Below are 11,849 nucleotides of genomic sequence, written 5' to 3' on the forward strand. Positions count from 1 at the left end.
TAAAATTAATTTCAGTGTATTTCCCTGTAGAGGGTAGAATCGGATGAATTAGGTATCCTTTTTCCCACTAACGCTTGCGAAAAAGGGTATTTAGGAAGAATGAAGTTCACTTTTTCCACTTGGGCTTGCCGCCGGCCGGTCCCGGCAGCCAACCCTGAATTTGAAATCTCAAACAGCTGCGCTGGCCAGTCAAGGACGGCATAGCCGTTTTGTTCTTTATAGGAAATTATCAATATCTTTTAATTATGGATAAGGTGGGAGAAAGTAGCCTTCATTGAAGCCTATTCCCCAGAAAGGGGGAGAATCGGATGAATTAGATATCCTTTTTCCCACTAACGCTGGCGAAAAAGGGGATGTGGGGAGATTTAAATTTACACTAAGGAGCAGATTCTTCGTTGCCATGATATCGTCCTTTTGGCACCACCATGGGAGAGCCGGCAATGGGGTCTTTGATCACCGTGCAGTCCAGTCCGAAAATATCTTTGACCAAGGTGGCTGTAATAACCTCTGATGGCTTCCCCTCAGCTACAAGCTTTCCGTTATGAAGCGCAAAAATATGTTCTGCATAACGGGCGGACAGGTTGATATCATGCAGAACCATTACAATTGTAGTGCCGTGCTTTCGGTTAAGGTCGGTGAGCAGGTCAAGAATTTCCACCTGATAGGTGATATCCAAAAAGGTTGTCGGTTCATCGAGAAACAGAATGTCGGTCTGCTGCGCCAGAGCCATTGCAATCCAGACGCGCTGCCTTTGGCCGCCCGAAAGCTCGTCAATATTATGATTGGCGAACTCCGTAATATCCATAATTTTCATCGCTTCGGCAACGGCCTCATAATCCTTTTTGGTCCACCCGCCGAGCAAGGATTGATGCGGAAACCTTCCCCGCCCAACCAAATCCGTCACCGAAATTCCTTCCGGAACAATGGGCGATTGCGGGAGCAGCCCGATCACGCGGGCCAGCTGCTTTGGCGGAATTTTGCCGATGGGCTTTCCGTCCAGGGTGATTTTACCGGATACGGGCTTGATCAGCCTTGCCATTGCTTTAAGAAGCGTCGACTTCCCGCAGCCGTTGGAACCAATAATAACGCTGATTTTATTGCTGGGGATAACCAGGCTTACTTCCTGGATCACCGTTTTATTGTCATAGCCCGCTACGACTTGTTCAGCTTGAAAAGTATGAGTGGCTGTCATTATAATTCTCCCTTTCGATTCATTCGGATTAGCAGGTAGATCAGATACGGCGCCCCGAGTAATCCGGTTATGACACCCACAGGGAATCTGTATTCAAACGCAAACTGTCCGATTAGATCTGCCGCCAAAACCAAATTAACGCCAACAAGACCGGCCGGAATTACGTTGGAGAAGCCGACTCCGACTAACCTTTTTGCGATAGGTCCCGAAAGGAAGGAGACAAAGGCTATTGGACCCGTAACAGCAGTAGCAATAGCAATCATGAAGACGGAGCTTACAATAAGCGCAATTCTTGTCTTGTCCGCGTGCACGCCGAGAGAAGTAGCCGCTTGTTCTCCAAGCTCCAGTATACTTAGATGCTTGCCCAGCAGGATAGCAACCGGCGCACAGATAAGAACCGTAATGACGAGCGGCGGAAGCTCGCGCATTTGAGACCCGTTAAGGCTGCCCGACAGCCATCTGAGCGCTGTGGGAACATCCTGTTGGGAGCTAATCAACAGCAGATAGGATATTACGGCGTCAAGCATGGCCTGTATGCCTATTCCGATAAGGATTAACCGCCCGATTGAAAAAATCTTGCCTCTGGATAAAAAATAAATCAATATCACTGTGGCAAGCCCGGCAATCACCGAAGCTACGGAAACAACCGTTCCGCTTGCATGAATTACGACGATGCAAAAAACAGCTGCTGCACTGGAGCCGGAAGTAATACCGATGACATTCGGGTTCGCAAGGGGGTTGCGGAGCATGGTCTGGAAAGTATATCCGGCAAGGCCGAAAGCAAATCCTGCAAAAAGGCCTGCCAGCATTCTGGGCAGACGGATGGTATTAACCGCAAAAGACACGCCCTTGAGCTGCTCTCCGGAAAGTGCCCGGATGACTTCTCTGACCGGATAAATGGTGTTTCCAAGTAATAGCATAAGGACGCAGAGCGCGCAGGCAAGCAGCGCAAGGAAGCAGGTAACCAGCAGCCATCGGCGGCGTCTTTGACGCCTGCCCGTCATAATAAATTCAATAGGTTGATTTGTCATAATGAACGCACTTTCGATCTCATAGCTAATAGGATTAGTATCGGAGCGCCTATGAACGCTGTAACTACACCGACTTCAAGCTCTCCGGGTCTGCCGATGAGCCTGCCGCATACATCGGAGAGAGTAAGAATAATTGCCCCTGATAAAGCTGACATCGGTATAACAAAACGCAAGTCGGAGCCGAGAATAAGGCGCATAACATGAGTGGATAACAGTCCGATAAAACCTATAGGTCCAGCAAGTGCAGTGGTTGCTCCGCATAATAAAACACCTGCGAGAGCCGCAATAAACCGCAGTGTTCCTGTCCGAACGCCGAGTCCGGTCGCAACATCGTCTCCCAGTGCCAGCGCATTCAGTGCCGGGGCGGTAATAAAGCCTATTAATAATCCGACGATCAGAAAGGGAGAGAAGGTGGCAATACTGCTCCAGGTTCCCGAACCTACGCTGCCCACTTGCCAGAATCTGAATTGATCCATGACATATGAGCGCGGAATCATGATGGCGGTGACCAATGAAGAAAGGGCGGCGCTTGTGGCAGCACCCGCCAAAACGAGCTTAATGGGGGTGGCTCCGCCACGCCCCATTGAACCGATTCCGAACACAAATACTGCAGTAATCGCAGCTCCGGCCAGCGCCAGCCAAATATACTCGCTGGCAGAGCTTATATTCAGGAAGGCAATCCCGCAAACTACAAACAAGGCCGCGCCTGTGTTGACTCCCAGTATACTGGGGTCCGCTATCGGGTTGCGCGTGACCGATTGCATAAGCGCACCGGAGACTCCCAGTGCCGCACCGCAAAATAAACTGAATACGGTCCGGGAAATTCTCTTGCGCACCACATTGGCCCCGAAGGACTGAATGTCCGGGTGAAACAACCCGTCCATCAGTTCGCTGAAGCTTATCGTCCGAGCGCCTAAGGCCAGAGATGCAACCACGCATATGCCGAGCAAGACCATGCAAACCACCAAAACGGCTGTGAAGTTTTTCGGAATATGCGTGGTTAGCTGTTTTTTTTCAGAACTCGCAGAGCTATTCATTTATCTTGTCAATGGCTCCGCCGATTAATGCAAGGTATTCATCAATGGTATACGCTATGGAAAGCGGGTTAGGAGTGCCGGCGGCTACCAGGGGGGTATCACTATCAATAAATGCAACAGAACCCCTCTCAATTGCAGGGATTTTGCCGAGCAGTGAATCGGCTTGGATCGCCTTTAGCAATTCGTCATTACCATATCCGACGATGAGATCGGCGTCGTTAAGGGCCTCGACATTCTCAGCGCTCAAGCTCAAAGAATAGCTGGTAGGGTCGGTAATCTGCTTCGTAATACTTTCAGGATACTCCATTCCCAGCTCGTACAAGAACGAGACACGGGAGTCAATTGGTGTGTAAATATGCAATTGGGACAGATCATCAGCCGAGAAATTAACCCAAACTACTTTCTTGCCATTAATCTGCGGATACTGGCTTAGCTTCTCGTTGACCAAGCCCTCGGTGTCCTTAATAAGCTGTTCCCCCTCTGCTTTCATACCCATGCCTTCGGAATTCAGCAAGACCTGCTCGCGCCATGTGGTTGTCCAAGGAGCGGTCGGATAGGCCACAACCGGGGCGATTTGGCTAAGCGTATCATAGTCTTCCTGTGTAATCCCGGAGTAAGCGGCAAGAATGACATCCGGATCTGCATCCGAAATAGCTTCAAAATCAAGGCCGTCCGTATCCTGGAAGACATTAGGATCGGCAACGCCAAGCTCCTTCAGCTTCTCAGCTGTCCAAGGCAGCAATCCGCTGCCGTCCTGAACACCGAAATTCGCTGCCGAGAAGCCTACGGGAACCACGCCAAGAGCGAGTGCGACATCGTGATTCGCCCATTGAATGGTAACCACCCGTTCAGGCTTGCTCTCAAGGACAGCTTCGCCAAGCGCATGCTTGATCACGATCGGATATTCGGTAGTTGCAGCAGGGGAGGCCGGTGCTTCTGTACTGGCAGGCTCGGTACTTGCAGACGGAGAGGGGGATGCCGTTGAATTGGATTGCTGATTGGAGCAACCAACCAGCGCAATTGTAAGCGCAAATGGAATCAATAACGTTTTAGATAAGAACTTTCGTGTTGTGTTCATGTCTTATGTACCCATCCTTTTTTAATATATTTTTAGCTGATGCTGACAACCGGCGGTGAGAAAAATCATATCAATTCCTTTTTCGATAATGATTCTCATTGTCATTAAATATATATTTCTTTTAGATGGGATGTCAATAGAAAAAAGGGCAATCCAAAGATGCGGAATGTTAAAAGGGGAGAAACGATCGGCAAGCGGCAGAGGGGGATTAAGCGGATGTACGCATTATTTCCCGCCCAGCATCTTAAAATTACGCTGTTTGCTTTACTCTAAGCGAATACTCACTCTGCTTTTGCGGGAAGAATGTATGCAAGAGAAGATTTGAAAGGAGTGGGAGCTTGATGAAAGTTGCAATCATGGGGGCCGGAATTTCAGGTCTGGCCTGTGCCATTACGCTGGAGAAGCATGGAATCGAACCGGTCATTTTTGAAAGCCGCAGTATGGTTGGAGACCGGTTTGTGAATGGAGAGGTGCTGCTCTCCATGTTCACCCGACCCGTCAACGACAGTATTGCTTATTTATCGGAGCAATTTGGCATCTATCTGCATCCGGCTGCCGGCATTTCAAAGATTACGTTTTATTCGAAGCATGAGAAGGCTGTTTTGGAAGGGCAGCTTGGCTTTACGAACATTCGCGGAAGAGAGAAAAATTCGTTCGAAGCGCAGCTGGGGCGGCAGGTCAAGTCGAAAATCCATTTTAATTCGAAAAAAACGTATGAGGAACTGCTTGCAGATTACACGCATGTGGTGCTGGCAACGGGGGACAGCGATTATGCGAAGAAGACCCGCAATTTCAGGGAAGACCTGACGGTTTCGGTCAAGGGGGCAACGGTCGAAGGCCGTTTTGATCCTTATGAGATCAAGGCTTGGCTGGACTACGAGATCGCTCCCTTCGGTTACGGATACCTGATCCCGTTCTCCGATAAAGAAGCTAACCTGGTCATTGCCATTCCCGATCTGCCTGAGATTAATACCGATATTGAAACCCTGTGGGACCGTTATTACCTGAAGGTGCAAGCGGAGCTTGAGCAAGTGCTGCCCATCACGGACGGGTTCAAAATTACCGGCTACCCTATAGGGTTATGTCACGCCGGAAGGATCGGCAATACGTTTTATGTCGGCAATTGCTTTGGCGCATTGATGCCGTTTATGGGGTTCGGGCAGCATGCCTCTTGGATGACCGGGATTTATGCCGCCCACGATTTATGCGGTCTGGGCAGTTATGAGGAGCTTACCAAGCCGATCAGGCAGAGTTATGAGAACTCCATCGTTCTGCGCAGGACGATGGAGCATCTCTCGAATGAAACCTTGGATGCAGTTATCCATAATCTCAACGGCCATTTGGGGCAGAAATTGTTTACAAGCCCACACTTGAATCCTTTGAAAATGGCCAGCTATCTGCTGCGTCCCTACATCAAGCTGAAGTGATTCAGCCTATCTCTTCCTAACCGTCTCCCCTTCTATTAACACGGGCTGATAATAGGTCTGATCGCGCAGATCCTTCTTCCCTTGCAGTTTCTTAATCACCCAATCGGCGGCATCGCGTCCCATTTGTTCCTGGGGGTGTGTCAATGTCGTCAGCTTGATGTTCGCATTCTTGGCGATATAGGAATTATCCTGGCCAATAATGGATAAGTCTTCGGGAACGGAGATAGCCAGTTGTCTGCATACATGTACGGCTTCCAAGCCAACCTCGTCGTTATAGCAGACAATGGCTGTCAGCCCGCCTCTGTTTTCGGTCAGGAATTTCTTCAGGCTGGTGGACAGGTCCTGCTTGGTCTCTGTGTAGAATGACAGCACCTGCTCCGGGTGAAACCGCAGTTTGGCTTCTCCTAGAGCTTTGATATAACCCTTCATCCGGTACTTTCCCTGCAGATCATCCATTTTGGCAATGATGCCAATTTGTGTGTGTCCATTAGCGATTAATTCCTTGGTTGCCAGATAGCTGGACTGTACATCATCGAGACAAAAGAAAGGGACTTCCAATTCTTCATAATAAGCATTAATCATGATGAAAGGCACATCCTGTTCCTTGAATGTCAGGTAGTAAGCGATATTGGGATTGTACAGGTTGCTTTTTGTAGGCTCAATGATCAGGCCGTCCACACCATAGGACAGCATCATCTCCAAAGCCTTCTTTTCCTGGGCGACATCATTATTTGTACTGGCGAGCAGCAATGAATAATTATCTTCGTTCAACCGGGATTCAATCCCGCGGATGATGGAGGGGAAGATGTAATCGGAAATATAGGTTGTGATGACCCCGATGGTTTTATTATTGGAATTTCCGGCGGCTTTTGAGCGGAATTGATTGCTGACATAAGTGCCGGAACCTTTTTCACTTCTTAAGAACCCCTCGTTTGACAGCTCCAAAATAGCCTTCCGCACCGTCTGGCGGCTAACGTTATACATTTCCTGCAAAGCGGATTCCGTTGGGATTTGATTTCCTACGCTGTATGTCCCTGAAAGGATGTTGCTCTTTATATCCTCAAGAATGATTTGATATTTTGGTTTCACTGTGCTCCTTCTTTCCTGGTTGTTCTAATACTAATTTTCTCGGCCTTAATATTTGTATGTACATATTTTAGCATAAATATGACCTTATTATAAATCTTTTGTACTACATGTTATATACTCAAAAGAGAAATATAGAGAAACAATCACTTCATTAGATAATTTGTAGGTATAACTATTAATGAATGTTGACAAATGTACGATCAAAAAATATACTGAGACTGTAAATAAGGGAAAGCGCATTCTTTCAATTAAAGCGGTTATAACAGTTGTTCAGAGAGGAGTAACGTGGGCATGGATCAGGACATTCAACAAGCGATACTCAAGGGGGAAACCTCACTTGGCATCGAATTTGGGTCCACACGTATCAAGGCAGTGCTGATTGATCACCGTTTTGAAACCGTCGCATCCGGAAGTTATGAGTGGGAGAATCTCTTGGCAGACGGATATTGGACGTACAGCTTAGAGAGTATCATCACGGGGATGCAAGAGGCTTACAGCGGGATGCAGCAGGAGGTTGAACAGAAATATGGAATCACCCTTCGAACGGTTGGTGCTATAGGATTCTCTGCAATGATGCACGGGTATATGGCTTTTGACAGCGCGGGTGAGCTGCTTGTTCCGTTCCGGACCTGGCGGAATGCGACAACCGGTGCTGCGGCAAAAGCTTTAACTGATAAGTTTCAATTCAACATTCCTGAGCGGTGGAGTACTGCCCATCTGTATCAGGCGATATTGAACGGGGAAGAGCATGTCCCCCGTATTGACTTCATTACGACGCTCTCCGGATACATTCACTGGCTGCTGACCGGCATTAAGGCTATTGGCGCAGGAGATGCCTCAGGTATGTTCCCCATTGATGAAGCCACACATGATTATAACGATTCCATGGTTAAGCAGTTTGATCAGCTCATTGCGCCCAAAGGCTACGATTGGAATCTTAGAGGGATTCTTCCTGAGGTCTGCATTTCAGGTCAGCAGGCAGGTGCATTATCCGCAGCGGGAGCCAAAATCCTGGATAAATCCGGGAATTTGCAGCCGGGTATTTCGCTTTGTCCTCCGGAAGGAGATGCAGGAACAGGGATGGTTGCTACGAATAGCGTGCGGAAACGGACCGGCAATGTCTCCGTGGGAACTTCGGTTTTTGCCATGGTTGTATTGGAGAAGGAGCTGTCAGCCGTATATCCGGAAATTGATCTGGTGACTACGCCTAACGGCAATCCGGTCGGAATGGTCCATGCCAACAACTGTTCAAGCGATATCAATGCCTGGCTCAGCTTGTTCCGTGAATTCTCTGAGGCCATGGGGCACAAGGCGGATACAAATCATTTATACAGTGTGATGTTCAATAAGGCTTTGGAGGCAGATCCGGATGGCGGCGGTTTGCTTAGCTACGGGTATTTCTCAGGTGAGAATATCACCGGAATCGAGAAAGGCCGGCCATTGTTTGTACGCTCTCCCGGGAGCCGTTTCAATCTGGCGAATTTCATGCGCACTCATCTGTTCACTGCTTTTGGCGCTTTGAAAATCGGAATGGATATTTTGACCAAGAAGGAGCATGTCGCAATCGACAGCATTCTGGCTCACGGCGGTTTATTTAAAACTCCTGTTGTCGGACAAAAAATTGTTGCCGCTGCTCTGAATGTCCCGGTATCCGTGATGGCAACAGCCGGAGAAGGCGGGGCGTGGGGGATGGCTATTCTGGCCTCTTACATGAGCAGAAGGGATGAGCAAGAAAGTCTGGAAGACTTCCTCGACCAGCAGGTATTTAAGAACGCCCAGGGACAAGAAATCTATCCTGACGGTTACGATGTTAAGGGCTTCGAAGTATTTATGGAACGCTACACTCAAGGTCTGGCGATTGAACAGGCTGCTGTAGATAATCTAGTGGAAAACTGGAGGGATTAACGTGTTGGAGCAACTGAAAGAAGAAGTATACCAAGCCAATCTGGAGCTGCCTAAACATGGACTCGTGAAATTCACCTGGGGAAACGTAAGCGCTGTTGACCGTGAGAGCCGCCTGTTCGTTATCAAGCCCAGCGGTGTCAGCTATGACAAGATGAAGCCCGGCGATATGGTAGTTATTGACTTCGACGGCAACGTTGTTGAAGGAGAGATGAGACCATCATCGGATACAGCGACTCACGCCGTGCTGTATAAGCATTACGAAGAGATCGGCGGTATTGTGCATACACATTCGACCTGGGCGACGATTTGGGCCCAGGCAGGCCTGGATGTACCTGTAATGGGGACTACTCATGCAGACACCTTCTATGGTTCTGTCCCTTGCACCCGTTTCTTGACCCAGGACGAGGTTGACCATGGCTATGAAGCGGCAACCGGCCGTGTCATCATCGAAACGTTTGAGCAGCGCGGGCTGGATATCATGGCAGTGCCGGGTGTCCTGCTTAAGGGTCATGCTCCCTTCACGTGGGGCAAGGATGCGAAATCCGCAGTGATCAACAGCGTTGTGCTCGAAGAGGTTTCAAAAATGAATTTATTCTCCCGTCAATTGAACAGTTTTGCCGAAGAATTGCCGCAGCGCATTCTGGATAAACACTATTTGCGCAAACATGGGAAAGACGCTTACTACGGGCAAAAGTAAAATTCAGCTTATATATCAAATTGGGAAAAGAGGAATGAACAAGTATGTCAACTGTAGGTGCAAAAGAGTTCTGGTTTGTCGTAGGTTCACAGCATCTGTACGGGGAAGAGGCACTGGCGGAAGTCAAAGCAAATGCACAAGTAATGACCGATGCCCTCAATAAAAGCGGCGTTCTGCCTTATCCGCTTGTACTGCAGGATCTGGCGGTTAGTGCAGACAAAATCACCAGCCTTATGAAGGAAGTCAACTATCGTGACGAGGTAGCCGGTGTCATTACCTGGATGCATACCTTCTCTCCCGCAAAAATGTGGATTCGCGGTACCAAATTGCTGCAGAAGCCGCTGCTCCACCTGGCTACACAGTACAATGAAAGCATTCCCTGGGCTACGATTGACATGGACTTCATGAACCTCAACCAGGCCGCCCATGGCGACCGAGAATATGGGTTTATCAATGCCCGTCTGAAGAAACAGAATAAAGTGGTTGTAGGCTACTGGGAGCGCGCGGAAGTGCAGAAGCAAATCGCCGAGTGGATGGATGTGGCGGTTGCGTATAACGAAAGCTTCAATATCAAGGTTGCCCGTTTCGGCGACAATATGCGTAATGTCGGCGTTACGGAAGGCGATAAGGTCGAGGCCCAGATCCAATTTGGCTGGACTGTTGACTACTTCGGAATCGGGGACCTCGTCGGGTACGTAAATGCTGTGAAGGAAGAGGAAATTGCCGATCTGTTTGCAGAATATTCCGGACTTTATGAATTCGATTATGGTACGTACAGCAAGGAAGCCTGGGAAGCCAGCGTAAAAGTGCAGGCAAGCTATGAAATTGCCATTAAACGCTTCCTGGACAATGGCGGCTACTCTGCCTTCACAACGAACTTCGAAGATCTCTATGGGATGAAGCAGCTTCCCGGCCTTGCCGTCCAACGTTTGATGGCGCAAGGATACGGCTTCGCCGGAGAAGGAGACTGGAAGACGGCAGCGCTGGACCGTCTGCTGAAAGTAATGAGCCATAACCAGTCCACCGGCTTTATGGAAGACTACACCTACGAATTGGCGGTTGGCCAGGAATCAATCCTTCAGTCCCATATGCTTGAAGTGGACCCGACGCTGGCAAGCAACAAGCCTAAGATCATTGTGTCTCCGCTGGGTATCGGCGATCGTGAAGACCCGGCCCGGCTGGTGTTTGACGGCAAGGCAGGAGACGGTGTTGTCGTTTCCATGGCTGACTTCGGCACACATTACAAACTGCTGATCAATGAGGTTACGGCATTTGAACCGACAGTTCCTGCTCCGAATCTTCCCGTGGCGCGTGTGCTGTGGAACGTGAAGCCGAACTTCCAGGATGGGGTTAAGGCGTGGATCGAGAACGGCGGCGGACACCATACCGTAGTTTCCCTGAAGCTAACGACAGACCAAATTATTGCTTATGCCAAGCTGGTTAACCTGGAATACGTGGTTATCAAGTAATTAGATTTCATAAGGCGCGGCTGTAACCGTATGGAGCGGATGGCTCTGTACGGTTTTTTTCTGTCCGGATGCGGCATCCTCTGAAGCTGAAACCCGAACGTATCGTTCAGATGGAGCAGGCCCCACGCCAGAACGGCGGCCAGAAAACCATTGTACAGCCCCTGGCTGGCAGCCAGCGATTTCGTATCCTGCGCAAGCTATACCCGTATTCGGAATTTTTGTCAATTTTCGGGTGATTCCCTGCCCAATAAAAAAATGCAGCAATATTATAAGGCCAGCCTGCAGGGCAACCCGTTATAATGATAGAAGCCGGATAATTCCACCAGGAACCCTGTGAGGAGGCAAGGTATTGTACATAAGAACACTGACATCCGCCGATGCGGAGAGTTACCGTGAGCTTCGGCTGCAGTCGCTGCGGCGGAATCCGGAAGCTTTTCTCAGCTCCTATGAATCGGAAGCCAAAATTTCCATCGTCACCACCCGGATCAGGCTGGAGCCAACGGATAATAATTTTACCCTGGGAGCTCTGGATGCGGAGGAAAAGCTGGTGGGCATTGTAACTTTTTTCCGTGAGAGCAGGCCCAAAATCCGTCATAAAGCCCATGTATATTCCGTCTATATTGATCCAAACGCCCGCAGGCAGGGAGTGGGGCGGCTCCTGATGCTGGAGCTGATTGCCCGTGCCAAGGCGACAGAGGGTCTGGAAATCCTTAATCTGACCTTAACCTCCCCCAATCTGCCCGCCAAACGGCTGTACGAATCGCTGGGATTTGTCTGCTACGGAACAGAGCCGAAGGCAATGAAGCTCGGGGAGAAATATCTGGACGAGGAGCTGATGTCTTTGGAGCTGATGTCATTGGAGTAGGAGAGGGAAGGGGAATACAGGAATAAATATAGCTGCCGGAAGCATAAGCTGGGTCTAGA

10 protein-coding genes and 1 pseudogene are annotated in these 11,849 nt (G+C 49.3%); 5 read left to right on the forward strand and 6 right to left on the reverse strand.

The window, feature by feature from the left end; all coding sequences use genetic code 11:
- Positions 1-376: 376 nt before the first annotated feature.
- The 4 genes from HYD27_RS08665 to HYD27_RS08680 are packed head-to-tail and all read right to left on the reverse strand — an operon-like array spanning position 377 to position 4,338.
- The gene (locus HYD27_RS08665) at positions 377-1,192 is read right to left on the reverse strand and encodes an ABC transporter ATP-binding protein (RefSeq protein WP_219213716.1); all 816 of its coding nucleotides are present in this window, start codon (positions 1,190-1,192) and stop codon (positions 377-379) included.
- Positions 1,192-2,223: a FecCD family ABC transporter permease gene (locus HYD27_RS08670; RefSeq protein ID WP_219213719.1), complete on the reverse strand. Its 1,032-nt coding sequence runs from the start codon at positions 2,221-2,223 to the stop codon at positions 1,192-1,194. Before HYD27_RS08670 ends, HYD27_RS08665 begins: the two co-directional genes overlap by 1 nt.
- Positions 2,220-3,260, reverse strand: a complete 1,041-nt coding sequence (locus HYD27_RS08675) for a FecCD family ABC transporter permease (RefSeq protein ID WP_219213722.1) — start codon at positions 3,258-3,260, stop codon at positions 2,220-2,222. The genes HYD27_RS08670 and HYD27_RS08675 overlap by 4 nt, the downstream gene beginning before the upstream one ends.
- Positions 3,253-4,338, reverse strand: coding sequence for an iron-siderophore ABC transporter substrate-binding protein (locus HYD27_RS08680; protein ID WP_219213724.1), 1,086 nt, complete (start codon positions 4,336-4,338; stop codon positions 3,253-3,255). The genes HYD27_RS08675 and HYD27_RS08680 overlap by 8 nt, the downstream gene beginning before the upstream one ends.
- Before the next feature lie 341 nt (positions 4,339-4,679).
- On the opposite strand from HYD27_RS08680, the gene HYD27_RS08685 reads away from it, so the two are divergent.
- A complete protein-coding gene (locus HYD27_RS08685) occupies positions 4,680-5,765 on the forward strand; it encodes an NAD(P)/FAD-dependent oxidoreductase (protein ID WP_219213726.1) in 1,086 nt (361 codons plus the stop codon).
- A 6-nt stretch (positions 5,766-5,771) separates the two neighbouring features.
- Here HYD27_RS08685 and HYD27_RS08690 read toward each other — a convergent pair whose 3' ends face one another.
- Positions 5,772-6,854 carry a GntR family transcriptional regulator gene (locus HYD27_RS08690; RefSeq protein ID WP_219213728.1) on the reverse strand — a complete coding sequence of 361 codons (1,083 nt, stop codon included), beginning with the start codon at positions 6,852-6,854 and terminating at the stop codon, positions 5,772-5,774.
- A gap of 291 nt (positions 6,855-7,145) precedes the next feature.
- Here HYD27_RS08690 and HYD27_RS08695 point away from each other — a divergent pair, with 291 nt between their 5' ends.
- Genes HYD27_RS08695 through araA form a run of 3 tightly spaced genes read left to right on the forward strand, consistent with a single transcriptional unit; the run spans position 7,146 to position 10,925 of the window.
- On the forward strand, positions 7,146-8,759 hold the full coding sequence (locus HYD27_RS08695; protein WP_219213730.1) for a xylulokinase: 1,614 nt from the start codon (positions 7,146-7,148) through the stop codon (positions 8,757-8,759).
- Between the two features lies 1 nt (position 8,760).
- Positions 8,761-9,456, forward strand: a complete 696-nt coding sequence (locus HYD27_RS08700) for an L-ribulose-5-phosphate 4-epimerase (RefSeq protein ID WP_219213732.1) — start codon at positions 8,761-8,763, stop codon at positions 9,454-9,456.
- Positions 9,457-9,500: 44 nt separating this feature from the next.
- Complete coding sequence (gene araA / locus HYD27_RS08705) at positions 9,501-10,925, forward strand: L-arabinose isomerase (protein WP_219213734.1); 1,425 nt, start codon at positions 9,501-9,503, stop codon at positions 10,923-10,925.
- A gap of 80 nt (positions 10,926-11,005) precedes the next feature.
- On the opposite strand, the pseudogene HYD27_RS31975 reads toward araA, so the two are convergent.
- Positions 11,006-11,122: pseudogene (locus tag HYD27_RS31975) on the reverse strand (DUF1304 family protein); the annotation flags it as partial.
- A 152-nt stretch (positions 11,123-11,274) separates the two neighbouring features.
- Between HYD27_RS31975 and HYD27_RS08715 the strand changes: the two are divergent.
- Entirely contained in the window at positions 11,275-11,790 is a 516-nt protein-coding gene (locus HYD27_RS08715; RefSeq protein ID WP_219213736.1) for a GNAT family N-acetyltransferase, read from the forward strand.
- Positions 11,791-11,849: the final 59 nt, after the last annotated feature.

Source organism: Paenibacillus sp. S150, assembly GCF_019352175.1.
In the GTDB taxonomy this organism is placed as follows: Bacteria; Bacillota; Bacilli; order Paenibacillales; family Paenibacillaceae; genus Paenibacillus_AQ.